The sequence below is a fragment of the Pedococcus dokdonensis genome (assembly GCF_900104525.1).
Classification (GTDB): domain Bacteria; phylum Actinomycetota; class Actinomycetes; order Actinomycetales; family Dermatophilaceae; genus Pedococcus; species Pedococcus dokdonensis.
Window position 1 is genome coordinate 809,722 of sequence record NZ_LT629711.1, and the last position, 25,918, is coordinate 835,639.

Here is a 25,918-nt window from a genome sequence, read left to right on the forward strand (position 1 = left end):
TGCCCGCCGAGGGTGAATCTTGGGTGAACCCAGACCAAGGCATGGGGTGCCCGGTGAAGTGCTCGCAGACCGAATCTGGACGCGATGGTGACGCAGCGTCGTGGATAGGGCACAATCCCCGCCTGCAACGGGCACAAAACCGTGGGCACCAGCGTTACACGGGCGAAATCGTCTTCCCGGGCTGCGGGAGGACGCCAGCAGGACGACAGAACAGGGAGAGCGACAGCGACCATGGCGACTGACTACGACGCGCCGCGCAAGACCGATGACGAGCTGTCCGAGGACTCGATCGAGGAGTTGAAGTCCCGTCGAGTCGACAAGAGCGCATCGAGCGTCGACGTCGACGAGACCGAGCAGGCCGAGGGCTTCGAGCTGCCCGGTGCGGACCTGTCCGGTGAAGAGCTCTCGGTGCGGGTCATCCCGCGCCAGTACGACGAGTTCACCTGCTCGCGGTGCTTCCTCGTCCACCACCGCAGCCAGCTGGCCTCCGAGTCCGGCGGGCAGATGGTGTGCCGGGAGTGCGCTGCATAGGTGAGCGACAACCGGACGGACGACACGGTGCGGCACGCACCGCCGTCCGACGCAGGGATAGGGTCGGTCCACGTGACTGGCCCTTCTCGCGTTCCGTCGCCCGCACTGCCCGTCGGGGTCCGTCGGCTCGACCCGGGGCTCCCGCTGCCGTCGTACGCCCACCCCGGTGACGCGGGTGCCGACCTGCACGCCGCGGCGGACGTGACGATCCAACCGGGGGAGCGCACCCTCGTGCCGACCGGGCTGGCGCTGGCCATCCCGGACGGCTGGGTGGGGCTGGTGCACCCGCGCTCGGGACTGGCGGCCAGGCACGGCATCACCATCGTCAACGCCCCCGGCACGGTCGACGCCGGCTACCGGGGCGAGATCCTCGTCAACCTCGTCAACCTCGACCCGCGCGACCCCTTCACGGTGCGCCGTGGCGACCGCATCGCCCAGCTGCTGGTCCAGCAGGTGGCGCGGGTGGACTTCCACGAGGTTGATTCGCTCGAAGCCACCCCGCGGGGTGACACTGGACACGGTGCCAGTGGTGGCTTCGGCGACCACACCCCGACAACGAAGGACTGAGTCTGCAGTGGGCATTTTCCGACGCGGCAAGAACGCGGACGTGACCGACGCCGAGGTCGACCAGACCCACGGCGGCACCGAGGCCGACCTGGTCGACTCCGACGCCGCCGGGCCTGACGCCCGTGGGACCGACGCAGCTGGGGCCGACGCAGCTGGGGCCGACCCGGCCGACCTCGACGGGGTCGCGGACGCACCCGGCACCGACGGGGTGGTCGACGCCGGCGCAGACGAGGGCGAGGGCGCAGACGAGGGCAAGGGCCTGGCGGTCGACCCGGCCGCTGCCACCGGGCCCTACGACGCGTCCGAGGTCGAGGCCGACGACGGCCGCCTCGACCTGGGTGCGCTGCGCATCATGGGAGTGCCCGGCATGGAGCTGCGCCTGGAGATCGACGAGGCCGCCGACCAGGTGGTCGGCGCGACCGCAGTGATCGGCGACTCGGCCGTGCAGATCCAGGCCTTCGCCGCCCCCAAGACGATGGGCATCTGGGACGACATCCGCGGCGAGATCGCCGAGTCGATCCTCGCGCAGGGCGGCACCGCCGACGAGGCCCGCGGCGCCCTGGGCACCGAGCTGCGCACGCGCATGCCCTCCGCCGGACCCGACGGCCGCACGGTCTTCGCACCGGCCCGCTTCGCGGGGGTCGACGGTCCGCGATGGTTCCTGCGGGCCGTGTTCTCCGGTCGCGCCGCGATCGACGACGCAGCCGCCGAACCGCTGCTCGAGGTGGTCCGCGGCGCCGTCGTGGTGCGCGGGGACGCGGCCATGGCACCGCGCGAGATGCTGACCCTCACGCTGCCGGCGCAGGTCGAGACGCACGACCACGACCACGACCACGACCACGGTCACGACCACGACCACGACGAGGCCGGGCGGCGGGTCGACGACCTCAAGCCGTTCGAGCGCGGTCCCGAGATCACCGAGGTCAGGTAGGACGCCATGGCCACCAAGCAACCCCTCACCGTCGACCCCCGGATGCCGGCCCGACCGGCGCCGGGCCCCGCGTCCACGGATGTCCGCAAGTCGCCGTTGTCGCGGCTCGGGGAGCGGCTCACCAAGTCGGTCACCCAGATCGAGGCCGACGAGCTGCAGGAGGACGCCGCCCGGATGGGCTGTACGCCCATGTGCGACCTGCAGGACCGTCAGGAGGCGACCGTCTCCGGCACCGTCCGCGCCGTCACCCTTCGTCCGCGGGTCAACGTCCCCGCCCTGGTGATCGACCTCTACGACGGCAGCCGCACGATCAACCTGGTGTGGCTCGGTCGGCGCACCATCGGCGGGATCGAGCCAGGCACCTACCTGCGGGCGCATGGTCGCGTGACGTGGACGCGAGGCACGCCCACGATCTTCAACCCGGCCTACGAGATCGTCCCGCTGCGTGGCCACTGACCCGACGCCACCGGCCACGCGGGCTCCGCGGACCAGCCGCACCCTGCCCGCCGACCCCCCGCCCGGTGCCACCGTCGAGGAGCTGATCCGGCACCGCCTGTCGACCGCGCTCGGCGGCTGGCGGGGTTCGGTCGAGACCGCCCTGCCCACCGTGGCGTTCGTCGTCCTGTGGGTCTGGCGCAAGGACCTGACCGCGGCCATCATCGCCTCCGTCGCGGTGACCGTGGTGCTGGCGGTCGTGCGGGTCGCCCAGCGGCAGAGCCTCCAGTACGTGCTGTCGGCGGTCTTCCCGACCGCGATCGCGGCCTTCTTCGCACTGCGCAGTGGCAAGGCCGAGGACGCCTTCCTGCCCGGCATCATCTGGAACGCCGTCATGCTCGCAGTGGCGCTGGTGTCGGTGGCCCTGCGGTGGCCCCTCGTCGGGTTCATGGTCGGCGCCGGGGACCCCAGGCTGGCCGACGACCCGGTCGGGTGGCACCGCGACAAGGGACTCGTGCGGGTCTGCCAGCGGCTGACCCTCGTGCTCGTCGCGTTGTTCGTGATCCGGCTGGTGGTGATGGTGCCGCTCTACCTCGCGAGCGAGGTCGCGCTGCTGGGCGTCGCGAAGGTCGCCCTGGGCTGGCCGCTGTGGTTGGCCGGTGTCGCCGTGATGGGCCTGATGCTGGTCAGGGGACACACCGCACCGGAGCTGGACCACTCCGACGAGGTCGAGGGCGCCGCGGCCGCGGACGGCGCGGACGACGCGGACGGGGCCACCGACCCCGAGGTTCACTCCTCGCCGCGCGGCACCCGCTGACCCGGGCTGAGCATCGCCTCGAGCTCGTCCTCGAACTCCGGCGTCGAGATGAACAGCAGCTCGTCGTGCGGCTCGAGTGAGTCGTCCCGACTCGGCGCGATGGGGTGGTCCTCGCGGATGATGCCGACCAGCACGGTCTCGCCCGGGAAGTCGACGTCGCCGACCCGCTTGCCGGCGTAGGGGCTGTCCGGCGGCAGCGTGAGCTCGACCATCGTCGCCTTGCCCTGCTGGAACTGGAAGATCCGCACGAGGTCGCCGATGCTCACCGCCTCCTCGACCAGGGCGGTCATGAGCCGCGGGGTCGACACGGCCACGTCGACACCCCACGCCTCGTCGAACATCCACTCGTTCTTGGGGTTGTTGACCCGGGCCACGGTGCGCGGCACGCCGAACTCGGTCTTGGCCAGCAGCGAGACGACGAGGTTGACCTTGTCGTCACCGGTCGCCGCGACGACCACGTCGCACTCCGCGAGGCCGGCTTCGTGCAGCGCGGTGATCTCACACGCGTCGGCGAGCAGCCAGTTGGCGTCGGGGATCTTGCTGGCCTGGACGTCCTTGCGCTCGCGGTCCATGAGGAGCACCTGGTGCCCGTTGTGCAGCAGCTCGCGGGCGATCGAGCGACCGACGCTGCCTGCACCGGCGATGACGACGCGCATGCTTGGTTCCTTCTGGTGGGTCAGTCGTGGGTCGGAGTCTTGGTCAGTGTTCGCTCACGGCGGGCGGGCCGTCGAGAGTCCGTTCGACGGCCGGCAGCTCGGCGGCAAGGGCGGCCAGGTGCACCAGGTCGCCCTCCTGGTAGACGCTGTCGGAAGCCGGGAGCATGGCCACGCCCAGACGGGTCAGGTAGGCCGCCCGGGTGCCGGTGGCGTCCTCCAGCTCGCTGATGCGGCGCCCCACCCAGGCGGGGTTGACGGTGACCTCGGCGACGACGACGGTGCCTGACGGGTCGACCAGCTCGGGCACGTGACCCTGGGGGAGCAACCGCCGAAGCATCTGGTCGGCCGTCCACTTCACGGTGGCGACGGTGGGGATGCCGAGCCGCTGGTAGACCTCGGCGCGGCCGGGGTCGTAGATGCGGGCCACGACGTGCTCGACGCCGAACGTCTCGCGGGCCACGCGGGCGGCCAGGATGTTGGAGTTGTCACCGCTGGAGACGGCCGCGAACGCGTAGGCGTTCTTGATCCCGGCCTCCAGCAGGGTGTCCCGGTCGAACCCGACCCCCGTCACCCGGCGCCCTTCGAAGACGGACCCGAGTCGGCGAAAGGCCGCCTCCTCCTGGTCGATGATCGCGACGTCGTGGCCCTGGCTCTCCAGGCTGAGCGCGAGGGAGGAGCCGACGCGGCCGCAGCCCATGATGACGAAATGCACGACGCCGACGCTACACCGCGCTGTGCCGCCGCCGCAGGGTGCCGCGCAGCGGTGGATACCGCGCCCTAGAGTGTTGGCCGTGCCCACCTCTTCACGCGTCCTCAAGCGGGTGCTCGTCGGACGCGCGATGCGCAGCGACCGTCTCACCGAGACCCTCCTGCCCAAGCGTCTCGCGCTCCCCGTGTTTGCCAGCGACCCCCTCTCGTCGGTGGCCTACGCCCCTGACGAGATCTTCCTGACCCTCGGCCTCGCCGGGGGAACGCTCGCCCTCACGCAGTCGTGGAAGATCGCCCTCGTCGTGGTGCTGGTCATGGTGGTGGTGGTTGCCTCGTACCGACAGAACGTGCACGCCTACCCTTCTGGCGGCGGCGACTACGAGGTGGCCAGCACCAACCTCGGATCCAAGGCCGGCCTCACAGTCGGTAGCGCGCTGCTCGTCGACTACGTGCTCACCGTGGCGGTCTCCGTCTCGTCCGGCGTGCAGAACGCGGCGGCTGCCCTGCCCTTCTTGCGCGGCCACGAGGTGATCGTTGCCGTGGGGCTGGTGGCTCTCCTGGCCGGGATCAACCTGCGCGGGGTCCGCGAGTCGGGCAAGGCCTTTGCCGTGCCGACCTACCTCTTCATGACCTGCGTGCTGGGCATGGCCGCCGTGGGTCTCTTCCGCAACGTCACGGGAACGCTTCCCAAGGCTGAGAGCGCCTCGCTCCAGCTCCTTCCCGAACCCGGCTACGAGTCGCTGGGTCTGTTCGCGATGGCGTTCCTGATGCTCCGCGCCTTCTCCTCCGGGTGTGCGGCGCTCACCGGCGTCGAAGCGATCTCCAACGGCGTCCCTGCCTTCCAGAAGCCCAAGAGCAAGAACGCCGCCACGACGCTGCTGCTGATGGGCATCGTGGCAATCAGCATGATGGTGTCGATGGTGACACTGGCACGGTGGACGGGTGTGAAGTACGCCGAGGATCCGGCCACCCAGCTCGTCCAGTCCGACGGCCGACCAGTCCCCCCTGACTACGTGCAGGAGACCATCATGGGGCAGGTTTCGCACGCCGTCTTCGACAACTTCCCGCCCGGGGTGCTGCTGGTGTCGATCGTCACGGGGCTCATCCTCATCCTGGCGGCAAACACTGCCTTCAGCGGCTTCCCGGTGTTGGGGTCCATCCTCGCCCGGGACGGCTACCTGCCCCGCCAGCTGCACACCCGAGGTGACCGGCTGGCGTTCTCCAACGGCATCCTCACGTTGGCGGGAGCCGCTGCCTTACTGATCGTGCTGTACAACGCAGAGGTCACCAAGCTGATCCAGCTCTACATCGTCGGTGTCTTCGTGTCGTTCACCCTCAGCCAGACCGGCATGGTGCGGCACTGGAACCGCCACCTTCGGGTCGAGACCAATCCCGGAGTCCGCCGCCGCATGATGCGCAGCCGGGCGATCAACGGCGTGGGCGCGGCGATCTGCTGCACGGTTCTCCTGGTGGTCCTGGCGACGAAGTTCATCCACGGAGCCGGCTATGCGATCGCCGCGATGGTGGTGTTGTTCTTCCTCATGACCGGCATCAACAAGCACTACGAACGGGTTCGGGCCGAGCTGCGGGTCAGCGACGAGGACGCCGACGCCCAGATGCTGCCGAGCCGCGTCCACGCGATCGTCCTGGTCTCCAAGATCCACAAGCCGACCCTGCGGGCGCTCGCCTACGCGCGGGCCACCCGTCCGTCGAAGCTCGAGGCGATCACGGTCAACGTCGAGCCCGACGAGACCAAGGCGCTGCAGGACGAGTGGGACCGGCGGGACATCCCGGTGCCGCTCAAGGCCCTCGACTCTCCGTACCGAGAGATCACCCGCCCCGTCGTCGAGTACGTCAAGTCGCTGCGCTCCGGCCACCCTCGCGACGTCGTGGTCGTCTACATCCCCGAGTACGTCCTCGGCAAGTGGTACGAGCAGGTCCTGCACAACCAGAGCGCCTTGCGGCTGAAGGGCCGGTTGCTGTTCACACCCGGTGTCATGGTGGCCAGCGTGCCCTGGCAGCTCGCCTCGTCCGAGGGGCAGGAGGAGCGGTTCGACGGCCCCGGCCCGGGCTCGGTCCGCCTCGGCCAGTGACGAACGCCCCTCCCGATCCAGTGCCGCTCGCCGTCGGTGACGTCGTCACGCTCGACGTCGGCCCGGTCGCGCACGGCGGCTTCTGCGTGGCCCGGCACGAGGGCCGGGTGGTCTTCGTCCGACACGCGCTGCCGGGGGAGCGGGTCAACGCCCAGGTGACCGAGGCGCGCGAGGGCCAACGGTTCGTCCGCGCCGACTGTGTCGAGGTGCTCACCGCGAGCCCGCACCGGGTCACCCCGCCCTGCCCGTATGCCGGGCCGGGACGGTGCGGCGGCTGCGACTTCCAGCACGCGACCCTGGACCACCAGCGCGAGCTGAAGGCCGCGGTGGTGCGGGAGCAGTTCTCCCGCCTCGCCAAGCAGGAGGTGGAGGTCGCGGTCGAGCCGCTCGCCGGTGACGACCAGGGCCTGGGCTGGCGCACCCGCGTGGAGTTCGCGGTCGACGAGGCCGGCCGGGCCGGGCTGCGGGGGAGTCGCTCACACGACATCGTCCCCGTCGACACCTGCCTGATCGCCGACCCGCGGATCCTCGCCACGGGCGTCCTGGCCCGCGACTGGACCGGGGAGTCCGCCGTCGACGTGGCGGCCCCTTCAGAGGGAGCCGCCGTCGTCGTCGCCGTCCCCTCCGGCGAGGCCGATCCGCCCATCGTCACCGAACACGTTGCGGCACAAACTTTTTCGGGCACCTTCGAGGTGTCGGCGCGGGGTTTCTGGCAGGTCCACCCCGGTGCCGCGGCGGCCTTCGTCGACACCGTCACGACCATGCTCCAGCCCCGCGAGGGCGAGACCGCCCTCGACCTGTATGCCGGGGTGGGCCTCTTCGCCGCGGCCCTCGCCGAGCGGGTGGGGGAGTCGGGCAAGGTCGTCGCGGTCGAGTCCGACCCGGGTGCCGTCGCTTCGGCGGCCGGCAACCTCGCGGCATACCCGTCGGTGGCGGTGGTGCGCGCCCGGGTGGACGACGCCTTCGGCGTGCCCCGGCCGCAACGCTCCGGTCCCACCCGTCAGCGCGCGCAACGCCAGCGCAAGCTGCGCCGCCACCCGCTGCTGCCGCTGCGTGCCGACGTCGTGGTGCTGGACCCACCCCGCACGGGAGCGGGGCGGGAGGTGTCCGCGCAGGTGGCTGCGCTGGCTCCACGGGCGATCGCCTACGTCGCGTGCGACCCGTCCGCCCTGGCCCGCGACTCGGCCTTCCTCGCCGACGCCGGGTACGCGCTGGGGGAACTGCGCGCGTTCGACGCATTCCCGATGACCCAGCACGTCGAGTCCATCGCCCTGTTCACCCCACGGCCGGCGTGAGGCGCGCGGTCTGGACTTTCGCCGCGCCGCCACAGGGAGCAGGATCGGGTCAGAGCCTCGAACCCGTGATATCTTGACGTCAAGATAAATCCACCGAGCACGAGCATCGAAGGAGCAGGCAGTGGCCAGCACGAACAGCTTCAACGCCCACGGTGAGCTGAAGGTCGGTGACAACTCCTACGAGGTCTACCGGCTCGACGCGGTCGAGGGCAGCGAGACCCTCCCGTACAGCCTGAAGGTGCTGCTGGAGAACCTCCTGCGCACCGAGGACGGCGCCAACATCACCGCCGACCAGATCCGCGCGCTCGGCGCGTGGGACGAGAACGCCGAGCCCGACACCGAGATCCAGTTCACCCCGGCGCGGGTGCTCATGCAGGACTTCACCGGCGTGCCGTGCATCGTCGACCTGGCCACCATGCGCGAGGCCGTCGCCGACCTCGGTGGCGACCCGGCCAAGATCAACCCGCTGAGCCCGGCCGAGATGGTGATCGACCACTCCGTGATCATCGACGTCTTCGGGCGCGCCGACGCGTTCGAGAAGAACGTCGAGATCGAGTACCAGCGCAATGGTGAGCGCTACCAGTTCCTGCGGTGGGGCCAGACCGCGTTCGAGGACTTCAAGGTCGTCCCCCCGGGCACCGGCATCGTCCACCAGGTCAACATCGAGCACCTGGCCCGGACCGTGATGGTCCGCGACGGCGTGGCCTACCCCGACACCTGCGTCGGCACCGACTCGCACACCACGATGGTCAACGGCCTCGGCGTGCTCGGCTGGGGCGTCGGTGGCATCGAGGCCGAGGCCGCGATGCTCGGCCAGCCGGTGTCGATGCTCATCCCGCGCGTCGTGGGCTTCAAGCTGTCGGGCTCGATCCCCGCCGGCGCCACCGCGACCGACGTGGTCCTCACCATCACCGAGCAGCTGCGTGCGCACGGCGTGGTCGGCAAGTTCGTCGAGTTCTACGGCGAGGGCGTCTCGGCGGTGCCGCTGGCCAACCGCGCCACGATCGGCAACATGAGCCCCGAGTTCGGCTCCACGTGCGCGATCTTCCCGATCGACGACGTGACCCTCGACTACCTGCGCCTCACCGGCCGCAGCGAGGAGTCCGTCGCTCTGGTCGAGGCATACGCCAAGGAACAGGGCATGTGGCTGCACGCGGGCTCCGACCAGCCCGAGGCCCGCTACTCCGAGCGGCTCGAGCTCGACCTTTCGACCGTGGTGCCGTCGATCGCCGGCCCCAAGCGTCCCCAGGACCGCATTGCGCTGAGCGACGCCAAGGACGCCTTCCGCAAGGTGCTGCCGACCTACGTCGCTCACCACGAGGGCGACGCCGGGGTGGCGTCCTCGTTCCCGGCCAGTGACCCGTCGCCGCAGGGCAGCACGGACGGGACCAACGGCGGCGACAAGCCGGCCGCCGAGGGCAACGGGTCGGACCGCCCCTCGAAGAAGGTCACCGTCACGACCGCCGAGGGCGCATCGTTCGAGATCGACCACGGCATCGTCTCGATCGCCTCGATCACCAGCTGCACCAACACCTCCAACCCCTCGGTGATGATGGCGGCGGCCATGCTGGCCAAGAACGCCGTCGAACGCGGGCTCACCGTCGCTCCGTGGGTCAAGACCTCGATGGCCCCGGTTCCAAGGTCGTGTCGGACTACTACGAGAAGGCCGGCATGTGGCCCTACCTCGAGAAGCTCGGCTTCCACCTGGTGGGCTACGGCTGCACCACCTGCATCGGCAACTCCGGCCCGCTCTCGGACGAGATCTCGGCGGCCATCAACGACAACGACCTCGCCGTCGTCTCCGTGCTGTCGGGCAACCGCAACTTCGAGGGTCGGATCAACCCCGACGTGAAGATGAACTACCTCGCGTCGCCGCCGCTGGTGATCGCCTACGCCCTGGCCGGCACGATGGACTTCGACTTCGAGTCCGAGCCGCTCGGCCAGGACACCGACGGTCAGGACGTCTTCCTGGCGGACCTGTGGCCGAGCCCGGACGACGTCGAGCGCACCATCTCCGAGAGCATCAACAAGGAGATGTTCACCAGCGACTACGCCGACGTGTTCGCCGGCGACGAGCGCTGGCAGTCGCTGCCCACGCCCGAGGGCAAGACCTTCGACTGGGCCGACGACTCGACCTACGTCCGCAAGCCCCCCTACTTCGACGGCATGACGATGGAGACGACCCCGGTCGAGGACATCAACGACGCGCGCGTGCTGGCCAAGCTGGGTGACTCGGTCACGACCGACCACATCAGCCCGGCCGGCTCGATCAAGGCCGACAGCCCGGCGGGCAAGTACCTCGCCGAGCACGGGGTGGACCGCAAGGACTTCAACTCCTACGGCTCGCGTCGTGGCAACCACGAGGTGATGATCCGCGGGACGTTCGCCAACATCCGGCTCAAGAACCTTCTGCTCGACGGGGTCGAGGGTGGCTTCACGCGCAACTTCCTGTCCGGTGGCGAGCAGACGACGATCTTCGACGCCTCGGCCGCCTACCAGGAGGCCGGCGTCCCGCTGGTGATCCTGTCCGGCAAGGAGTACGGCTCGGGCTCGTCGCGTGACTGGGCCGCCAAGGGCACCCGGCTGCTCGGCGTCCGCGCCGTGATCGCCGAGTCCTACGAGCGGATCCACCGCTCCAACCTGATCGGCATGGGCGTGATCCCGCTGCAGTACCCCGCGGGCCAGAACGCCGAGTCGCTGGGTCTGGACGGCACCGAGACCATCTCCATCTCGGGCATCACCGAGCTCAACGAGGGCCGGACCCCCAAGACCGTGAAGGTCTCCGCGGTCCGCGATGGCGCCGACCCGGTGGAGTTCGACGCGGTGGTCCGCATCGACACGCCCGGAGAGGCCGACTACTACCGCAACGGCGGCATCCTGCAGTACGTCCTGCGGTCGCTCGTCACCAGCTGAGCACCGTCCTCCCGCACCAGCACCGAGGGGTATGCCGCGTGGTCACCACGCGGCATACCCCTCGGTCGTGCTCGGCACGGCTCAGTCGGTGACGCTGGGCTCCATCGGCTCCCACAGCTGGATCGGCGTGCCCTCGGGGTCGACGAGCTCGGCGAAGCGGCCGTTGGGGTAGACCTCGTCGTGGACCTGGACCTCGATGTCGGCCCCGCGCAGCTGGGCGACCATGGCGTCGAGGTCGCGCACCCGGAAGTTGATGGCCCACTGCTGCTCGGGCCGGCGGAAGTAGTCGGAGTCGGCCGGGAACGGTGCGAAGACGGTGACCCCAGCCTCCTGCTCCCAGGCGGCACCGCCATAGCTGGTCGGCACCTCGGTCACGCCGAGGTGCTCGGCGTACCAGCGCCCCAACGCCTGCGGGTCCTTCGCCCGGAAGAAGACGCCACCGATCCCGGTCACTCGCTCCATGGGGCGATCGTAGGCGAACGCTGTCGCCCGTCAGCCGCGGCTCAGCCGCCCTGCTGCTGGACTCGGATCGGGTTGCCGAACGCGCCCTTGGTCACCAGCTCGCGGATCTGCGCCGCGGTCGCGTCGTCGTGCAGCGGCGCGCCCGGCAGCTCGAACGAGGTCTCGGTCGAGTCCTGACCCATCCCGGGCCGATCTCTGCGATGGTGGTCAGCCGGTGGCGGGCTCGAGCCAGAGTCGCTCGTCGAAGCCACCGCGCACGATCCGCTTGAAGGTCGCCGCCTGCTCCACCTCGTCCATGGTGAACCCGAGCTGCGCCACCGCCGTGGTGAGGACCTCCCAGACATCGGCGAGCTCCTCGATGTGCTGGCCGGGCGGGGCGATCCGCAGCTCGACGGCTTCCTCGACGAGCTTGTCGAGCAGCGCGGTCGTGTAGTCGCCGCCGCTGAGGACGGTGGTCTCGGCGACCTGGCCACGAGAACGGATGAGGTCGGGCACCCGGTCGCGGACGAGCTTCGGGTGACGCATCTGCGCTGACATGCGGACACCCTAGGCGTCGGGGACGGGTCGCAGGGTCATGGGTTCGTCAGGATCTGGGTCGGGCCAGCGGGGGATGGTGCCGGCCTTGCGAAGGGCTTCGAGGCGGTCGTCATAGCCGCCGGGAACGAGGTCCCAGTGGACGGCCGGACCGTGGCTGGTGTCGATGACGTGGCCGGGGTAGCGCTGTCGGTGGACCACGGTGTGGTGGGCGCGGCACAGCAGGGCGGCGTTGGTCAGGTCGGTGGGTCCGCCGTCGGCCCAGTGGATCAGGTGGTGGCACATACTCTGTCAAACTGGGCGGACCAAGGTGGGTCGCCAACCCAACCGCCTGCCCAGACCAAGAAGGTGCGCGCGTGGCCAAGTATGACCCGGATCGGACGACCAGTAAGGACTTCGACGCGAGTGACCTTGAAATGGTCGAGGGATACCTCAATCACCAAAACACAGTCGCTATGCACGAGGAACTTGCTGGACAGGCTCAGCATCTGCCCCGGGAGGACCAAGTCGCTGAGTTGAGCCGCGCCATCATCAGGGACCGCGACCTGCTTGACGACCTTCAGGACCGGCTCCGTTCAGAGGATCCGCCCCGCTCGGACCCTCGGTGGGATCTCGCTGAGGTAGTCAGGCATTCAATCGATGCCAGCGTCGAACGACTCAACCGGTTGCGATCGCGGCAGGATGGCGAGACGTGACAAGTTCCCCGACTACCGAGGCGCTAGACGGAGTCGCATGAACGATTGGTTTGGTCTTGTGCCGATAGCCGTGGGCGGCGCGATCGCGCTCTGTGGCAGTTTGATTGGGTCTACCGTGACGGATCGCAGAGCAGCGAGACGGGAGCGCGAGCGTTGGGAACGCGAGGACGACCTTCGGACCTTCGACGACCGGCGGGCCCTGTACTTGGACTTGATGGCAGGGTTCGAGATTGCACAGCGCATGGCGGACAAAGCGATCGTGAGCGGCAGCGATGTCCCGCTGAACTGGCTTGATCCGATCCTGTCACCCATCACCCGGGTGAACTTGTTTGCCCCTTTGGAAGTTCGGGAGGCCGTGAGTTCGACCAACCGTGCCCTGATGCGGCTGGGCGGCGAGGTTTCTCGCGTTCGCCTCGAGGATGGTCCTCGACATGCTCGCGAGCGACCAGAGGTGGCCACCGCCGAACAGGCGTTCTTGGACATGGAGGACCGCTTGCTGGCGATCCTGCGGGCGGACCTCAAGGTGAGGAATCAGGTTCCGATCGAGCGCTACGAACCGTAGGGATCAGGGGTGGGGGGTGCACTGAAGCCGAAACTTGCCCCAGAACCCCCGGTCAAGCACTTGCGCCTGGCTGCCGGTTTTGATCCACGCTCGCCCACGACGGCATGTCGGAGTGCCGTTGTCAGTGGGATGCGCCAATCTGGACCTACAAGATCTCTTAGTAAGTAATCTTGGAGTACATGGAGGGAGCATGGTGGCTGTAGACGTTGGCATAGATCGCGCGATTGAGGCCGTTCTAAACGCGGTCACGACCGCAGGGGCAGGGAAGGCTCGGACCGCTGACGTGGTGCGGGCGGCTTCACGGGAGCAGCCAGCCAGTTTGGTCCGCGAGGCGTACTGGAAGCTTTTGGCTGAACATAAGCTGGTGCGCAGCGCTTCTGGGAACCTACGCGTTTCGTCACATTGAGCAACCGCTCTGAGCGCCGATGGTCTTCTGATGAGGCGAAGGATCCGCCGGATCCACGGACGCCGGGTCAGCGCGACCGCGATCGCGTTCTGTACACGTCGCAATTCCGTCGACTCGGGGAAGTTACCCAGGTCGTCGGCAGCCACGAGATGGAGTTGTTCCACAACCGCCTGACGCACACCTTGGAGGTGGCACAGGTGGCACGCCGGCTTGCGGAGCGTTGGGCGGACTCGAAGGACCTTGAAGTGGACCCCGACGTGGTCGAGGCGGCGGCTCTCGCGCACGACCTTGGGCACCCTCCGTTCGGGCACATCGCCGAGAAGCACCTCGACGACTTACTGGTTGCCGCAAAGATCGCCGATGGGTTCGAAGGAAACGCGCAGAGCTTTCGGATCATCACGAAGTTGGCGCGGCGTTCTGATGAGCACGTGGGGCTCGACCTCTCCCGCGCGGCTCTACAAGCCACATCGAAGTATCCATGGCGTCGAGACACGGCTGGCAAGAAGAACCGGAAGTACGGGGCTTACCACCCAGAAGGTGCCGACTTCGACTGGAGTCGTGAGGGGCTCACAGGTCCGGCTGTCGACCAACAGACGCCCGAGGCCCGGATCATGGACTGGGCGGATGACGTCGCGTACGCCTTGCATGACGTGGACGACTTCTTCAGCGCCGGGCTGGTGCCGCTCGACCGCCTCGCACGCGATCCGCGCGAACAAGCGGGCTTCCTGCAGCGGACCTTCGACCGCTGGAAGGACGAGCACAAGACTCTGTTGGGAACCGAGCAGGAGTACACGGCAGCGGCGGAAACTCTCTTCTCCGAGTTTCCAACCGAGCCGTGGGGCAACCAGCAGGCTCGGGGCATCATGAGCCGGATGGTCGCCGTCGGCATTAATCGATACGTCACAGGGCTCTCGCTCGACGGTGGAGCCTTGGTGGAGGATCCCGACATGCGTCGGGAACTCGACCTGCTCAAAAGCCTGACGTGGACATATGTCATCGAGGCCCCAGCCCTTGCGGCACAGCAGGAGGGGCAGCGGAGGGTCATCGAGACGTTGCTCGACTACTACGTGGACTGCACGGACAAGAACCAGTTCGCGCTTCCGGCCTGGGCCCGCGCGTACCTATCTAACTCGGACCTCGTCGCGCAACACTCCGACGAGTCTCTTGGGAAGCTGCGGGTGGCCTGTGATGTCGTGGCCAGCCTGTCGGAGCGGCAGGCCCTGGCTCTGTACGGTCGCCTCACTGGGCACGACGCAGGAAGCGTGGTCTCTTCGATCGTGCGGTAGGCGCTGTCGTTTGGGCGCACAACGGCGCTTGGATAAAAGAAACCCGAAGCCGACACGGCCGACGAGGCGAACGACCGAATTGCGCGGGCACGGGTAACCCGGTGCTGGCGCGGACATGAAACGCGCCAGCACCGGGCGTAGCCCCACCACCCGTGCCCGACTCCATGGAGAGGCGTCGGGCCTCTCGAGCGTGGAGGTCGGAAGCCTCGGCCCGTCCGAACCGCTACGCGGCGTTCACGGTGAGCGAGCGAGCCGCGCTGACCGGTGCCGGGACGACGGCAGCCAGTCGTGCGATGACTCGCAGCTGTGCTCCGTCGCGGCTCCACGCCTGGTCGGACTGAGCGTTGAGTTCGGCGCGGAAGTCCTGCCGGACCACGCCGTAGCACCGGGTGGTGTCGGCCACGATCCCGTTGCCCGCCGCGAGGCTGGGCACGACCACTGCGCGGAGCCCGGCGATGGTCAGGTCCGCCCCGGTGTTGACTGGGCCGCTCGCCGTCTCGCGGGCCATCTCCTCGGCCCACATGGCCGGGGTGACGAACACCGTGTTGGGGTCACCCCCGGAGCCCATGATCTCTGCGGCGGCGGTGATGACCGCAGCGCGCAGCGTGACGCCGGTGACGTTCGCGAGGGCGTCGTACACGCCATCCGGCTCCTCGGGCGAGGCTCCGCCGTAGAGGCACCCGGCGTCCACGGCGGGGCCCATGGAGCCCTTGATGGCGTCCCCGATGCCGGCCGCGAGGTCGAACGTGTTGTCGGCCAGCGACTCGTTCGACAGCAGGATGTTGCCGGCCATCTTGGCTGGCGCGACCACCGACGAGGAGTCGCCGGGCGTGACCTCGGGGATGACGCCGAGTTCGGCCACCCAGTCGAACCCTGTGGGGTCCACGGTGGGGAACGTGGCGGAGTTGCCGCTGATGTCGCGGCGGGTGAGCGAGTCGAAGAACCGAGCCCCGGAGAGGCCGCGATTGAGGATGGGGGCGAACACCTCGGTCGGGAAGGCGTTGCCGCTGAAAGAGGTTGTGCTGATAGGCATTTCGAGCCACCTGTGCATGACGAAGGTCTCGTCTGCACGCGGCTCGACGCTCGCGGCCTGACCGGGCGGCTCTAGGTCAGCACGGCCCTGGGCTCATTGTGCCCGCCGAGCGGACAGCCGGTCCACTTCCCGCGCCAGTTCTCGCGCCCGGTGTTGCACCTCGGCCCGGAGGCCGGGCTCGCTGGGCAGGAAGTCGGCCACGGCGCTGATGCCGCCCACGACGGACACGGCAGCCACCTCGACCAGGGCGCGCCGGTACCGGTCGCGCTGCTGCCTGTAGCGCTCGTCCCGCGCGGCCATCACGCCTCGTCGCTGTCGTGGGTCACGAACTGCACCCCGAGGCCGACGAACGCCCGCTCGTCGGGGTCGAGCAGCGCGCTCATGACGCCGCTCATCACGGTGTCCCACGGCAGCCCACTTGCCCGGGCCACTTGGTCCGCGAGCAGGACGCCGAGCGCAAGCAGCGTCTCGCCCGAACGTCCCGTCGTGATGGCGTTCATGGCCTTGGTCGTCCCTTCCCGGTCGCCTCGCTGGTAGGCCACGACGGCTGCGCAGGCCGCTGTGAGGTCCGCCATGCGGGTCTCGACCGTCTGGTCGTTCGTGTTCGTCATGCTCTTCTCCTTGTAGTGGGTCGTTGTGTTGCGTGGTGCCTGCGGATCGCGGCCTGTCGTGGGCCGCTGGCGTTGTGCTCGGTCGTCGCGATGCCCTCGTGCTGGCACATCGCCCGAAGGTCTGGTAGGTCGGTCGGGCGTACGAGGAACCCACGTCTCTTGCCGCACCAGAAGGCGGGAAAGCCGTGTGCTCGCAGCCAGCCGTAGCCTTCGGATCGGTCCATGACCAGCAGGGCGTATCGGCTCCGGGGCGTGGCGTAGAGGTGCACGTCGCTCATCACGCGGGTGGCCCGGCCGCCCACGAAAATCTGGCGGTTTCCTCTCCCCGGTCTTCTAGGCGTAGTTCCGTAGTAGAGGTGACCCCGTCCCGAACCGGACCGACCCGTACCGGGTCACGCGGATGGTCACGGGGGTTGTCACGCCGTGACACCGGTCGTGACGGCTCCTCGTCCGGTAGCCCGGCAGCCTTCCTGCGCTTGCGTCGCTGACGCGTGGCGTCGTTTCGGCGTCGGGCTCGGATCACCTCAGGCTCTGGCTGGTGCTCCATGAGGGCCATGACGGTGTAGCCACCAGCGGCGGTCCGCCAGAAGCCGGTGGCGAGCAGCTCGACCACCGCCGCGTTCACGTCCTTGGACTCGCCGAACCTGCGCACGTCGCGGTCGGTGATGAAGCCTCCGTTCTCGCGGCGCATGACCCAGCACAACGCCTCGACGTGGGTCCGGAAGGCGGCGTCGCTCAGGTCCACCGAGGCGCACATGTCGGGGAACTCGTCAGGGATCTTCGCCCAGGTCATCCGCTGTCCCCATCGGTAATGGCCCCGAGCGGGTCGCGGCGACCGTCGTCCAGCGGAGGCAGCCGTCGAGCGGCCTGGTCGCGGCGTCGGTCCATGTCGAGCAGGGGTTCCGCCCACGCGAGCAGTGCCGCGTAGTAGTTGGCGTCCGTGGGGTCGAGTACCGTTGAGCCCGCAACGTCCTTGAGGGAGTTCTGGGGCCGCCTGTCCGGGGCGGCCCTTCTCATGCCCGTGCTCATGCCCCGGCCGCCTCGTCGTCGCGGAGCAGCGCCACCAGCCGGTCCAGCACCGCACCGTCCTGCACCGTTGGAGGAAGACCCTGGGCCGCCCGGGACTCGATGCAGCGACGACGAATCTCCTCCGGACTGAGGCCGTGCGCCGGACCGGCCGGACCGTCGTACGGATACGCGGCCACGCTCATCGGCGGCCACCGCTCAGGTCGGGGAGGTCGAGGTCGGAGACCCTGACCAGTCGGGTCCTGCGGTCGAGCGGGTACGTCGGTAGAACGCCCTCACGGATGCGCCGACGAACGGTTTCCACCGAGCAGCCCAAGCGTGCTGCTGCCTCGGCGGGGGTCACGAACTCCCCGAGCGTGCTGTGCGGAGTCTGCAACGCAGTCCACCTCCCATGCTTCGCAAGGCGTGTGAACCACGCCTTGTCCCAAGGAGGTGTTGCGCTGCGCAACGGGCTCAATGTTGCCCGTGGAGGTCATGACTGTCAAACGCGAATCCTGAGTCGTGCCAACGAAATTGGCGGACACAGTCGGACACTGGCCGCCGGTTGCCGCAACGTGCCGCAGAATGCGGACGGCATACCAACTAGTGAATGTGCCCCAGCCGGCACACGACGGCTGCCCGCGCCTTGGCCTCGGACATCGAGTCGTCGCCGGGCATGCGTCCGGCGCGTGAGCGCGCCGGACCAGCAGTTCGGTACTGGGCGTGCGAGGACAACCGCACCAGCCCGTGCGCCGGGCCGAGCAGCACCACACCTAGCGGGCGGTCATCGGGGATGGTCGCCGCCAGTGCGAGCACCGGGGCGCGCCAGCGGGCAGCCCATCGGCAGGCGTCGGGGTGGTCGTCGTGGTCGAGCACCAGCCCATGGGCGTCGTCGTCGGGTAGAGGTCGCGCGTCTCCCGGCAGACACCAAAGATGCCGACCCAGCGCGTGGGCATCGCTCCTGTCATGGTCGTGCCAGCACTGCCGCCACAACTCGTCCGAGCGGTCGTGGCGTCGCACCGGGCAGGCCACCGCAGCGCACCGCACACAGCCCCCCAGCGGGTCGTGCAGCGGATCGGAGTGCTCCCTGGAGGGTTTCCCCCCGTCAGCGCCCCACAGCGGCTCCTGTCTCGTCATGCGCGCCAGTCCGGCTCCGACACCCGGTCAGGATCGAATCGGTTCCGCCCGCGCACTGCCGGACCGACCGCCACAGAGGCCATCACAGCGCGAAGCATGGCCCGCTGTCGGTCCACCAGGCCCGAGCGTCCGGCCTCGTGCCAGCGGCGGTCCCATGCGTCCAGACCGCCCGACACCAGGGCCAGTGATTCCGCCCCGTCGCGCCGCGCGAGGTCCCGTCGCGCCGCATCGAGCCGAGCCGTCAGGGGCTCGCGCGCGGCCATCCACTCCGGGCGGGTGATCCTGCCCGCGCCATGATCCTCCGCCAGCGCCGCCAGATCAGTCTCCAGCGACGACACCAGGGCCACGGCCTCGTCCGCGTCGCCGCTGCCCGCGCGCAGGCGCTCGGCCACCCTGCCGTCCGCGATGGCGGCCCGCACCAGGTCGCGCACGTAGGTATCGAGTGCGTCCTGCTTGATACTCACGCTTCCGCAACCTCTGCCCACAGGCGGAGCCGTACAGGTGTAGTCGCGCAGGCCGTTGCGGGTCGGGCGACCGCGCAGCGGTGTGCCACACATGCCGCAGACCACCAGCCCGCCCGACAGCAGGTATGTGCGACCGGAGGCCTTGCGCGCCCGAGCGGGATCCGTCAGCGCTCGACGAAGCTGCTCCACCTGCTGGCGCGTGAGGATGCCCTTCCACTCCGCCTTGGCGACAAACTCGCCACCACGCCAGAGCGACCCGTGAGCGCCGTTGGTGCGACCCTCGGTGTGCTCGCGCCAGCCCGCCACCCGCGCACTCACCAGCACCCCGCGCAGGGTGCTCCGCGACCACTGCCCACCCCGCAGGCTGCTGATGCCGCGCGCGTTGAAGTCCTTCACCACCGACAGCAGAGCCTCACCGGCCATCACTCGGCGCGCGGCCTCGCGGATCACCGCAGCCTCTTCCGGGACCACCTCGATGGTGTGGGTGCCGTCGTCGTTGCGCCGCCCGGCGTACCCGTAGGTCCGCAGCGCCCCATGCACCTTGCCCTGCTCCGCGCGCTCGCGCATGGCGCGCTGCACCCGCTCTCGCGTCGCCATTGATGCGTCGTTGGCGATCGTGACCCCCAGCCGCGCCATGGTGATGCCCTGCCGCGTGGACAGGTCGAACTCGCCCGCCTTGACCGTCGCCACCTTGACCTTCGTGCGCTCCACCAGCGCGATCAGCGCCTCCAGTTCGACCGGACGACGGTGCAGGCGATCGTTGTGCCACGTGACGATGTAGTCCACCTCACCAGCCGTGACAGCCTCCACCAGCCGCCGGTAGGCGGGACGCTTTTTGCCCGAGAACGCCGACACGTCATTGTCCGTGAAGGTGTCCGTGGGGCCGTCGTGAACCAGCGACCACCCCTCGCGCGCGACCAGCGCGAGACAGTCCTCGCGCTGGCGCTGCACACCGGCCTCTTTGCCGCTGCGGTCGTCGCTGATCCGGCAGTACACCGCCGCCCTCTTCTGCCCCATCTCCCTGCTCCTCTCGGTGAGTTCATCAAACCACTCTCCGAGGTTATGTGCTGGGCGTCGGTCCATTGCGGGGGTTTGCTGCAGCCGGGAAAGGTGCAGCCGCTGTCGCGCAGCCACAGGTGCCGGACCTGGGTTGGGGTGAACAGCCGGACGGCGCTTCCGTGGTCGAGGATCTGCGTGGCGGAGCCGAGGACCATCGGGATCACCTCGGCGTCGCAGGCGAGCCGGCGGATGGTGTCGCCGGTGAGCAGCTCGCCCGACAGCGTGCGTCCTGATTCGCGGGTCTGCTGGGTGAGTCTGGCCAGGTCGGTGGTGACGACGAGCTGGGTCTTGGCCTGTCGGGGTGTCCCGTCGGGCGCGGCTGCCGCCCGGGCGAGCAGGTCGAGCAGGGCGTCGGCGCGGCGCGCGGCGGGGGTGCGGGGGTCGGGGGCCCCGGTCGCCTCGTCGGGCATGGGTTTGGCGAGGGCGTCGACGGCGGTGTCGAGGATCGCGGCGCCTTCTTCGTCGAGGAGCAGGGTGTAGCGGGACATCCCGAGTGGCCCGGGGCCCTTGACGAGGGAGCGGTGCGCGCGGCGGACGTCGGCGTCGTGCTCGGTGGCCGCGTCGGGCCGGAGCTGGTCGGCCGCATGGCGAAGGGCGGTGGCAAGGCCGCGTTCGGACAGGGCCCGGGGTCCACGGGCGGCACGCAGGGTGATGGTGGTCAGCTCGGCGAGGTGCTCGGGCTCGGCCAGCCCCCGCACGGAGCGGTGGAACCGGATGATCTGTGCGGCCTTGCCCAGCTCCAACGCCCCCGTGCCGACGTCCGGACCGTGGTCCTCGGCCTGGCTGGTGGTGTCGGTCCCGCCCGGGTCGTCGCTGTCCGCGTCGCCCGCATCCGAGACGTCCATGCCATCCGCGGCATCGACCGCGGCGCCGTGCTCGTCGGTCGCACGGCAGGGCTGAGCTGCCTCGATGACGGCGTCGACGACATCGCCCAGGCGGGCGTCACCGACAGCCCCATCGAGGGCGCCGGTGTCGGCTGCTGCGCTGGCGACGGCGTCGAGGTCGGTCAGGGTCCTGGTCGGCAGCTGAGGGGCGTGGGCCCTCGCCCAGTCGACCGGCCCCCAGCCGTCACCGGTGCCCAGCCCGCGTCGCTTGGCCTCCGCCAGCACCGCGACCAGCCCGGCGTCGACGCTCCCGCGCAACCGGGCCAGGACCGCGAACGCCTGCGTGACCTCGCCGTCGCTGAGCGCCCAGAGTCGCTCCTGGCCCGAGTCCGCGAGCGCGTCGAATGCCACGGTGGCCGCGCCCAGGACCGGTCGGGCAGGCGGTGGATCAGCCTGCCAGCTCGGGTCGGGTGCAATGGCCATGGGTCAAACCTAGGAGCCGGCACTGACAGCGCAGCCTGAGAGCAGCTTCACGAATCGCGTTGCTGTGCATGACGTTTCATCCGACCGTGGCCTGTGGACAACTGAGTCGACAACGGCGCCGATACGGCACCTGCACGAGGCCGAGCGGGTCGCGGTGCGCTCACGTCCAGGTGACGCGCCGGCGTCGAGCCGGCCACGCCGCATACCTCAGTCGTCGACCCAGAACCCTCGGCCGCCGCCGTAGAAGCCACCGAACTGCTCCCGGTAGGAGCCTGGACCCCGTGACCCGAGGTAGCTGCCGACGACCGCCGCCCCGAGGTCGTCGAGCTCGGGCGCCACGACCCGGCCGTCCACGCGGCGTGCCATCTGGTCGATGAACCGGGCCAGCCCCGGGTCCTCCCCGAGCCGGAAGAAGGTCACCTGCGCGCCGAGCCGTGCCACGTTGTCGAGCTCGCGCACGCTGTACGCGACGGTGAGGGGGTGCGGTGGGTAGTCGAAGTAGACCTCGCCATCGGGTTCGAGGTGGGCGGTGGGCTCACCGTCGGTGACGACGAGGAGCACCGGCTGGGCACTCGGGTGCTTGCGGAAGTGCCGCGCCGCGAGGAGCAGGGCGTGGTGCAGGTTGGTCCCCTTGGCCCACTGTGCATCGAGGGCGGTGAGCTCCTCGATGTCCATCACCTCGGCATGCCGTCCGAAGCCGATCAGCTGGAGCGCGTCCCCGCGGAACCGGCTGCTGATGAGGTGGTGCAGGGCCAGGGCGGTGCGCTTCATCGGCACCCAGCGCCCGTCCATCGCCATCGAGAACGACGTGTCGACGAGGAGTGCGACGCAGGCCTGGGTGCGCGCCTCGGTCTCGGTGACCTCGACGTCGCGGATGTCTATCCGTATGCCGCGTGCGGGCTGCCCGCCCTCGCTCGCCGTCCGGAGGACCGCGTTGGTGACGGTGCGGGTGACGTCCCACGGCTCGGTGTCGCCGAACTGCCACTCCCGGGTCGCGCCGCTGGCCTCACCTGCCGCGCCTGCGTGGCGCACGTCGCGTTGCCCCTGGCGCCCGGACAGGCGGGTGGCGACGTCGCGCAGCAAGGCCTTGCCGAGCTGGCGCATCGCCTTCGGGGAGAGGCGCAGCTGGCCGTCGGAGGTGCGGTTGAGGTAGCCCGAGTCGCGCAGCGCCCGCTCCAGCTCGGAGAGGGTCCGGGCGTCGACCGCTGCGTCGTCGCCCACCAGCCTGGCCAGGGCGTCGATGTCGATGTCGTCCATCCGCGCGCCCGGATAGGACTGCGACAGCTGCTCGGCCAGCTCGTCGAGCGAGGCCAGCTGCTGGAGGGCGCCGGTCCCATCGCCCAGACCAAGGCCCTGTGCCCCCTCGAACTGCTCCGAACCGCCCCAGTCCTCACCGGGTCGCAGTGCCTGGAGGTTGGCGTCCAGCTGGCCGAGCTCGTCCATCAGGGCCGGAGACCCGAAGGCCTGCGCCGACAGCTGCATCAGCTCGGCCCGCTGCTCCGCGGTCATCGAGTTCATCATCCGCTGGGCCGCGGCGGCCCGCTGGGCGAGGCTGTCGATGAGCTCGTCGACGTCCTGTGGGTCGTCAGGGAAGAAGTCGCCGTGCTGCTCCATGAACTCGCGGAACTGCTCGGAGGTGTCCTCACCCCGCGCGTGGGCGGCGAGCAGGTCGTTGAGGTCCGACAGCATCTGGCGGACCTGCTCGCGGTCCTCGTCGGTGGCGTTCTCGAGGGCCTGCTTCATCCCGGCGAAGCGCTGGTCGAGCGCCTCCCTGCCGAGCAGGTCCTTGATCCGCTCGTAGTCGGCACGGGCCGAGGGGCTGCGCCACGAGTAGTCGGCGAGCTCGCTGACCGCGCTGGCCGTCGACGGCGGCAGGCTCTCGATCCGCATCTCCGCGAGCCGCGCGTCGTCGTCGAGGTCGCGGGCGAGCTGCTTGCGCTCCTCCAGCACGGCACGGTCGAGCAGCTCGCGAACCTCACGCAGCGTGCCGTCGAGGGAGTGGCGCTGGAGCAGCTCCTGTCGCTTCTCGGCGACCCGTCGTGCCAGCTCGTCGAGCCCGGTCTGGTCCCGGCTGCCGCGCCGCAGGTACTCGCGCATGGCGTGGTCGGCGGAGTAGCCGGCCATGACGTCCTGCCCGATCACGTCGAGCGCGTCGGCCAGGTCGACCGGCGGGGCCAGGGGGTCAGGCCCACCGGAGTAGCGCGCGTAGCGCGCCCGGTGCGGGCTCATCCGTAGACCGTCTCGCCGTCAGCCGAGTCCTTGTCGACGCGGCGCGCGAGGTAGAGCGCCTCGAGCGCGAGCTCGACGGCGCCGGCCCGCTCACCGGCGTTGTGGGCCTCGAGGCGTTCGGCGAGGGCGTCGTAGAGATCGGACTCGCCGAGCACCGGCAGACCGGCCAGGACGTCGGTGGCAGCCACCTGTTCACCCGTCGTCACCGTGGCGCCACCCTCCAGCGCCTCGACGAGCAGAGCCAGGTCGATCCCGCCCAGGTGTCGCCGGGCGGTGTCGGCGATGGAGGTGCGCAGCAGGTGGGTGAGGATCTCCTGCTCGCGGCCCTCCTCACCGGTCTCGAACTCGATCTTGCCGGCGAGCACCTCGACGGCGCTGTCCAGGTCGACGACGCGAGCGACTGCCTCGGGCTCACCCTGCCGCGTGGCGCGGTGGAGCGCGGCGGCGGCGACGGTCTCGGCGCCGGCGATCGAGAACCGCGCGGAGACGCCGGAACGCTGGTCGACAGAGCTCGACTCGCGCAGCGCGCGGGTGAAGCGCGCGAGGATCTCCACCAGGTGGTCGGGCAGCTGTGCGACGAGCTCGGCCTCCTGCCGGATCACGGCCATCTCGTCGTCGAGCTCGCGCGGGTAGTGGGTGCGGATCTCGGCGCCGAACCGGTCCTGCAGCGGGGTGATGATCCGGCCACGGTTGGTGTAGTCCTCGGGGTTGGCGCTGGCCACGACGAGCACGTCGAGAGGCAGACGGAGCACGTAGCCACGGATCTGGATGTCGCGCTCCTCCATCACGTTGAGCATCGCGACCTGGATCCGCTCGGCCAGGTCAGGTAGCTCGTTGATCGCCACGATGCCGCGGTGGCTGCGTGGGATCAGCCCGAAGTGGATCGTCTCCGGGTCACCGAGTGAGCGGCCCTCGGCGACCTTCATCGGGTCGACGTCGCCGATGAGGTCGGCGACCGACGTGTCCGGGGTGGCGAGCTTCTCGGCATACCTCTCGTCGCGGTGCCGCCACTCGATCGGGAGGTCGTCACCCAGCTCGTTCGCGAGACGGCGCGACGCGTGGGTGATCGGCTCGTAGGGGTGCTCGCCAAGCTCGGACCCGGCGATGACGGGGGTCCACTCGTCGAGCAGTCCGACGAGGCTGCGCAACAGCCTGGTCTTGCCCTGCCCGCGCTCGCCCAGCAGGACGATGTCGTGCCCGGCGAGCAGCGCCCGCTCCAGCTGTGGGATCACGGTGGTGGCGAAGCCGTGCAGACCGGGCCACGGGTCGCGTCCCTCGGCGAGCGCTGCCACGAGGTTGCCGCGCACCTCCTCGCGGAGGCTGCGCAGCTCGTGACCCGAGGCGCGGAGCTCACCGAGGAAGCGGGCGGTGGGCGGGGGAGTGGGTGCAGCAGCAGTGGGGTGCGTCACCTCCTCACGCTAACCCCGCGTGCGTCGAATCCGTATGGCGGGGACCGCCCCTCGGACCGAGGGCACCTCGGAGCGTGGTCAGCCCATCGTCTTCTGTCCGTCGAGCGCCTCACGGATGATGTCGGCGTGGCCGGCGTGCTGGGAGGTCTCCGCGAGGATGTGGAGCAGTGCGCGGCGGGCCGACCAGGTCGCGCCCGGCTCGAACCAGGGCGCCTCGGGGAGCGGGTGGGAGTGATCCAGGTCGGGCAGCTGAAGGACCAGCTCGTCGGTGCTGGCGGCCACCGAATCGTATTGTGCAAGAAGGCCTTCGAGGGTTTCGTCCGCAGTCATGCGATGCGAGTCCATGAAGGCCCTGACGTGCTCCGGCGGGTTCTGCCAGTCGACGTCGTCCCAGTTGACATCGGGGCGCGGTGCGGGGCCGTCGACGATGAACTCGGCCCACTGCTTCTCGGTTGTGGCGACGTGCTTGACGAGACCGCCGAGGGTGAGCTCGGAGACGGTCGTGCGCTGGCGAGCCTGGTCGTCCGTGACGTCCTTGACGGTGAACCGGAGGAAGTCGCGGTGACGTCGCAGGGCTTCGACGAAGTCGGCGCGCTCACCCCCGCGAGTGGCGGAAGCGGTGGCAGCTGAGGTGGGTTCGTTGGTCATGACTCCACGCTAGGTCGCCATCCGGTCAGATCCTGACCTGAACCAGTCGCTGCGGGTAGGCGCGGCCACCCGTGGCAGCGCCTACGCAGATTGGATGAGGCGGGGGCCGCAGTCGGCGTCACTGT

28 protein-coding genes and 2 pseudogenes are annotated in these 25,918 nt (G+C 69.7%); 11 read left to right on the forward strand and 19 right to left on the reverse strand.

The window, feature by feature from the left end; genetic code table 11:
• Positions 1 to 231: 231 nt before the first annotated feature.
• The 5 genes from BLQ34_RS03895 to BLQ34_RS03915 all read left to right on the forward strand — a co-directional run bounded on the left by BLQ34_RS03895 (position 232) and on the right by BLQ34_RS03915 (position 3,281).
• On the forward strand, positions 232 to 531 hold the full coding sequence (locus BLQ34_RS03895) for a DUF4193 domain-containing protein (protein ID WP_056920802.1): 300 nt from the start codon (positions 232 to 234) through the stop codon (positions 529 to 531).
• A 72-nt stretch (positions 532 to 603) separates the two neighbouring features.
• The gene (gene dut / locus BLQ34_RS03900) at positions 604 to 1,098 is read left to right on the forward strand and encodes a dUTP diphosphatase (RefSeq protein ID WP_197674769.1); all 495 of its coding nucleotides are present in this window, start codon (positions 604 to 606) and stop codon (positions 1,096 to 1,098) included.
• A gap of 40 nt (positions 1,099 to 1,138) precedes the next feature.
• Positions 1,139 to 2,029 carry a DUF3710 domain-containing protein gene (locus BLQ34_RS03905; protein ID WP_231961434.1) on the forward strand — a complete coding sequence of 297 codons (891 nt, stop codon included), beginning with the start codon at positions 1,139 to 1,141 and terminating at the stop codon, positions 2,027 to 2,029.
• A 6-nt stretch (positions 2,030 to 2,035) separates the two neighbouring features.
• Positions 2,036 to 2,485 carry an OB-fold nucleic acid binding domain-containing protein gene (locus BLQ34_RS03910; RefSeq protein ID WP_331712522.1) on the forward strand — a complete coding sequence of 150 codons (450 nt, stop codon included), beginning with the start codon at positions 2,036 to 2,038 and terminating at the stop codon, positions 2,483 to 2,485.
• Positions 2,475 to 3,281, forward strand: coding sequence for a DUF3159 domain-containing protein (locus BLQ34_RS03915; RefSeq protein WP_231961435.1), 807 nt, complete (start codon positions 2,475 to 2,477; stop codon positions 3,279 to 3,281). Before BLQ34_RS03910 ends, BLQ34_RS03915 begins: the two co-directional genes overlap by 11 nt.
• Here BLQ34_RS03915 and BLQ34_RS03920 read toward each other — a convergent pair.
• Together BLQ34_RS03920 and BLQ34_RS03925 are read right to left on the reverse strand one after the other, a co-directional pair.
• Positions 3,254 to 3,937 carry a potassium channel family protein gene (locus BLQ34_RS03920; protein ID WP_056920806.1) on the reverse strand — a complete coding sequence of 228 codons (684 nt, stop codon included), beginning with the start codon at positions 3,935 to 3,937 and terminating at the stop codon, positions 3,254 to 3,256. The two genes, BLQ34_RS03915 and BLQ34_RS03920, sit on opposite strands and share 28 nt — an antisense overlap.
• Positions 3,938 to 3,980: 43 nt before the next feature.
• A complete protein-coding gene (locus BLQ34_RS03925) occupies positions 3,981 to 4,649 on the reverse strand; it encodes a potassium channel family protein (protein ID WP_091781782.1) in 669 nt (222 codons plus the stop codon).
• Positions 4,650 to 4,776: 127 nt separating this feature from the next.
• On the opposite strand from BLQ34_RS03925, the gene BLQ34_RS03930 reads away from it, so the two are divergent.
• The 3 genes and pseudogenes from BLQ34_RS03930 (at position 4,777) to acnA (ending at position 10,946) form a co-directional block, all read left to right on the forward strand.
• Positions 4,777 to 6,738, forward strand: a complete 1,962-nt coding sequence (locus BLQ34_RS03930) for an APC family permease (RefSeq protein WP_407946401.1) — start codon at positions 4,777 to 4,779, stop codon at positions 6,736 to 6,738.
• Positions 6,735 to 8,033 (forward strand): class I SAM-dependent RNA methyltransferase, encoded by a 1,299-nt coding sequence (locus BLQ34_RS03935; RefSeq protein WP_172829342.1) that lies wholly within the window; start codon positions 6,735 to 6,737, stop codon positions 8,031 to 8,033. Before BLQ34_RS03930 ends, BLQ34_RS03935 begins: the two co-directional genes overlap by 4 nt.
• Before the next feature lie 121 nt (positions 8,034 to 8,154).
• A pseudogene (acnA, locus tag BLQ34_RS03940) lies at positions 8,155 to 10,946 on the forward strand (aconitate hydratase AcnA).
• Positions 10,947 to 11,027: 81 nt separating this feature from the next.
• Here acnA and BLQ34_RS03945 read toward each other — a convergent pair.
• From BLQ34_RS03945 to BLQ34_RS03955, 4 genes are read right to left on the reverse strand one after another with little or no spacing between them, the layout of a single operon-like run.
• The gene (locus tag BLQ34_RS03945; protein ID WP_091781791.1) at positions 11,028 to 11,408 is read right to left on the reverse strand and encodes a VOC family protein; all 381 of its coding nucleotides are present in this window, start codon (positions 11,406 to 11,408) and stop codon (positions 11,028 to 11,030) included.
• Positions 11,409 to 11,449: 41 nt separating this feature from the next.
• Positions 11,450 to 11,590 carry a hypothetical protein gene (locus BLQ34_RS18685; protein ID WP_157692883.1) on the reverse strand — a complete coding sequence of 47 codons (141 nt, stop codon included), beginning with the start codon at positions 11,588 to 11,590 and terminating at the stop codon, positions 11,450 to 11,452.
• A gap of 25 nt (positions 11,591 to 11,615) precedes the next feature.
• Positions 11,616 to 11,945: a nucleoside triphosphate pyrophosphohydrolase gene (locus BLQ34_RS03950; RefSeq protein ID WP_231961436.1), complete on the reverse strand. Its 330-nt coding sequence runs from the start codon at positions 11,943 to 11,945 to the stop codon at positions 11,616 to 11,618.
• 9 nt (positions 11,946 to 11,954) lie between these two features.
• Positions 11,955 to 12,227, reverse strand: coding sequence for an HNH endonuclease (locus BLQ34_RS03955; RefSeq protein ID WP_091781794.1), 273 nt, complete (start codon positions 12,225 to 12,227; stop codon positions 11,955 to 11,957).
• 71 nt (positions 12,228 to 12,298) lie between these two features.
• On the opposite strand from BLQ34_RS03955, the gene BLQ34_RS03960 reads away from it, so the two are divergent.
• The 3 genes from BLQ34_RS03960 (at position 12,299) to BLQ34_RS03970 (ending at position 14,891) form a co-directional block, all read left to right on the forward strand.
• Positions 12,299 to 12,637 (forward strand): hypothetical protein, encoded by a 339-nt coding sequence (locus BLQ34_RS03960; protein ID WP_091781797.1) that lies wholly within the window; start codon positions 12,299 to 12,301, stop codon positions 12,635 to 12,637.
• A gap of 37 nt (positions 12,638 to 12,674) precedes the next feature.
• The gene (locus BLQ34_RS03965) at positions 12,675 to 13,199 is read left to right on the forward strand and encodes a hypothetical protein (RefSeq protein WP_157692884.1); all 525 of its coding nucleotides are present in this window, start codon (positions 12,675 to 12,677) and stop codon (positions 13,197 to 13,199) included.
• 402 nt (positions 13,200 to 13,601) lie between these two features.
• Positions 13,602 to 14,891 carry a deoxyguanosinetriphosphate triphosphohydrolase family protein gene (locus BLQ34_RS03970; RefSeq protein WP_091781802.1) on the forward strand — a complete coding sequence of 430 codons (1,290 nt, stop codon included), beginning with the start codon at positions 13,602 to 13,604 and terminating at the stop codon, positions 14,889 to 14,891.
• A 223-nt stretch (positions 14,892 to 15,114) separates the two neighbouring features.
• Here the strand turns inward: BLQ34_RS03970 and BLQ34_RS03975 are convergent, their stop codons facing one another.
• The 13 genes and pseudogenes from BLQ34_RS03975 to BLQ34_RS04035 all read right to left on the reverse strand — a co-directional run bounded on the left by BLQ34_RS03975 (position 15,115) and on the right by BLQ34_RS04035 (position 25,793).
• Positions 15,115 to 15,924 carry a phage major capsid protein gene (locus tag BLQ34_RS03975; RefSeq protein ID WP_157692885.1) on the reverse strand — a complete coding sequence of 270 codons (810 nt, stop codon included), beginning with the start codon at positions 15,922 to 15,924 and terminating at the stop codon, positions 15,115 to 15,117.
• 93 nt (positions 15,925 to 16,017) lie between these two features.
• On the reverse strand, positions 16,018 to 16,224 hold the full coding sequence (locus BLQ34_RS03980; RefSeq protein ID WP_091781809.1) for a hypothetical protein: 207 nt from the start codon (positions 16,222 to 16,224) through the stop codon (positions 16,018 to 16,020).
• On the reverse strand, positions 16,224 to 16,535 hold the full coding sequence (locus tag BLQ34_RS03985; RefSeq protein ID WP_091781812.1) for a hypothetical protein: 312 nt from the start codon (positions 16,533 to 16,535) through the stop codon (positions 16,224 to 16,226). Before BLQ34_RS03985 ends, BLQ34_RS03980 begins: the two co-directional genes overlap by 1 nt.
• Before the next feature lie 277 nt (positions 16,536 to 16,812).
• A complete protein-coding gene (locus BLQ34_RS03990; RefSeq protein ID WP_091781815.1) occupies positions 16,813 to 17,328 on the reverse strand; it encodes a hypothetical protein in 516 nt (171 codons plus the stop codon).
• The gene (locus BLQ34_RS03995; protein WP_157692886.1) at positions 17,325 to 17,552 is read right to left on the reverse strand and encodes a hypothetical protein; all 228 of its coding nucleotides are present in this window, start codon (positions 17,550 to 17,552) and stop codon (positions 17,325 to 17,327) included. Before BLQ34_RS03995 ends, BLQ34_RS03990 begins: the two co-directional genes overlap by 4 nt.
• Before the next feature lie 8 nt (positions 17,553 to 17,560).
• Positions 17,561 to 17,746 carry a hypothetical protein gene (locus BLQ34_RS04000; RefSeq protein ID WP_157692887.1) on the reverse strand — a complete coding sequence of 62 codons (186 nt, stop codon included), beginning with the start codon at positions 17,744 to 17,746 and terminating at the stop codon, positions 17,561 to 17,563.
• Positions 17,743 to 17,904, reverse strand: coding sequence for a helix-turn-helix domain-containing protein (locus BLQ34_RS04005; protein WP_197674770.1), 162 nt, complete (start codon positions 17,902 to 17,904; stop codon positions 17,743 to 17,745). The genes BLQ34_RS04000 and BLQ34_RS04005 overlap by 4 nt, the downstream gene beginning before the upstream one ends.
• 239 nt (positions 17,905 to 18,143) lie before the next feature.
• The gene (locus BLQ34_RS04010) at positions 18,144 to 18,416 is read right to left on the reverse strand and encodes a hypothetical protein (RefSeq protein ID WP_091781826.1); all 273 of its coding nucleotides are present in this window, start codon (positions 18,414 to 18,416) and stop codon (positions 18,144 to 18,146) included.
• 257 nt (positions 18,417 to 18,673) lie between these two features.
• Positions 18,674 to 20,224, reverse strand: a complete 1,551-nt coding sequence (locus tag BLQ34_RS04015) for a recombinase family protein (protein WP_091781828.1) — start codon at positions 20,222 to 20,224, stop codon at positions 18,674 to 18,676.
• Between the two features lie 50 nt (positions 20,225 to 20,274).
• Positions 20,275 to 21,507 (reverse strand): annotated as a pseudogene (locus tag BLQ34_RS19465) (DUF222 domain-containing protein); the annotation flags it as partial.
• 207 nt (positions 21,508 to 21,714) lie between these two features.
• On the reverse strand, positions 21,715 to 23,736 hold the full coding sequence (locus BLQ34_RS04025) for a vWA domain-containing protein (RefSeq protein ID WP_091781834.1): 2,022 nt from the start codon (positions 23,734 to 23,736) through the stop codon (positions 21,715 to 21,717).
• On the reverse strand, positions 23,733 to 25,145 hold the full coding sequence (locus BLQ34_RS04030) for a magnesium chelatase (protein ID WP_091781837.1): 1,413 nt from the start codon (positions 25,143 to 25,145) through the stop codon (positions 23,733 to 23,735). Before BLQ34_RS04030 ends, BLQ34_RS04025 begins: the two co-directional genes overlap by 4 nt.
• A gap of 78 nt (positions 25,146 to 25,223) precedes the next feature.
• Positions 25,224 to 25,793, reverse strand: coding sequence for a DinB family protein (locus BLQ34_RS04035; protein WP_091781840.1), 570 nt, complete (start codon positions 25,791 to 25,793; stop codon positions 25,224 to 25,226).
• Positions 25,794 to 25,918: the final 125 nt, after the last annotated feature.

Excerpts from the sequence above, each read along its gene's own strand:
- BLQ34_RS03975 (WP_157692885.1), bottom strand. The coding sequence starts at position 15,924 with ATGCCTATCAGCACAACCTCTTTCAGCGGCAACGCCTTCCCGACCGAG.
- BLQ34_RS03990 (WP_091781815.1), bottom strand. The coding sequence starts at position 17,328 with ATGACCTGGGCGAAGATCCCTGACGAGTTCCCCGACATGTGCGCCTCG.
- BLQ34_RS03955 (WP_091781794.1), bottom strand. The coding sequence starts at position 12,227 with ATGTGCCACCACCTGATCCACTGGGCCGACGGCGGACCCACCGACCTG.
- BLQ34_RS03980 (WP_091781809.1), bottom strand. The coding sequence starts at position 16,224 with ATGGCCGCGCGGGACGAGCGCTACAGGCAGCAGCGCGACCGGTACCGG.
- BLQ34_RS18685 (WP_157692883.1), bottom strand. The coding sequence starts at position 11,590 with ATGGGTCAGGACTCGACCGAGACCTCGTTCGAGCTGCCGGGCGCGCCG.
- BLQ34_RS04035 (WP_091781840.1), bottom strand. The coding sequence starts at position 25,793 with ATGACCAACGAACCCACCTCAGCTGCCACCGCTTCCGCCACTCGCGGG.
- BLQ34_RS04000 (WP_157692887.1), bottom strand. The coding sequence starts at position 17,746 with ATGAGCGTGGCCGCGTATCCGTACGACGGTCCGGCCGGTCCGGCGCAC.
- BLQ34_RS04015 (WP_091781828.1), bottom strand. The coding sequence starts at position 20,224 with ATGGACCGACGCCCAGCACATAACCTCGGAGAGTGGTTTGATGAACTC.
- BLQ34_RS03995 (WP_157692886.1), bottom strand. The coding sequence starts at position 17,552 with ATGAGAAGGGCCGCCCCGGACAGGCGGCCCCAGAACTCCCTCAAGGAC.
- BLQ34_RS03920 (WP_056920806.1), bottom strand. The coding sequence starts at position 3,937 with ATGCGCGTCGTCATCGCCGGTGCAGGCAGCGTCGGTCGCTCGATCGCC.
- BLQ34_RS04025 (WP_091781834.1), bottom strand. The coding sequence starts at position 23,736 with ATGAGCCCGCACCGGGCGCGCTACGCGCGCTACTCCGGTGGGCCTGAC.
- BLQ34_RS03950 (WP_231961436.1), bottom strand. The coding sequence starts at position 11,945 with ATGTCAGCGCAGATGCGTCACCCGAAGCTCGTCCGCGACCGGGTGCCC.
- BLQ34_RS03965 (WP_157692884.1), top strand. The coding sequence starts at position 12,675 with ATGAACGATTGGTTTGGTCTTGTGCCGATAGCCGTGGGCGGCGCGATC.
- BLQ34_RS03895 (WP_056920802.1), top strand. The coding sequence starts at position 232 with ATGGCGACTGACTACGACGCGCCGCGCAAGACCGATGACGAGCTGTCC.
- BLQ34_RS03930 (WP_407946401.1), top strand. The coding sequence starts at position 4,777 with ATGCGCAGCGACCGTCTCACCGAGACCCTCCTGCCCAAGCGTCTCGCG.
- BLQ34_RS03910 (WP_331712522.1), top strand. The coding sequence starts at position 2,036 with ATGGCCACCAAGCAACCCCTCACCGTCGACCCCCGGATGCCGGCCCGA.
- BLQ34_RS03945 (WP_091781791.1), bottom strand. The coding sequence starts at position 11,408 with ATGGAGCGAGTGACCGGGATCGGTGGCGTCTTCTTCCGGGCGAAGGAC.
- BLQ34_RS03985 (WP_091781812.1), bottom strand. The coding sequence starts at position 16,535 with ATGACGAACACGAACGACCAGACGGTCGAGACCCGCATGGCGGACCTC.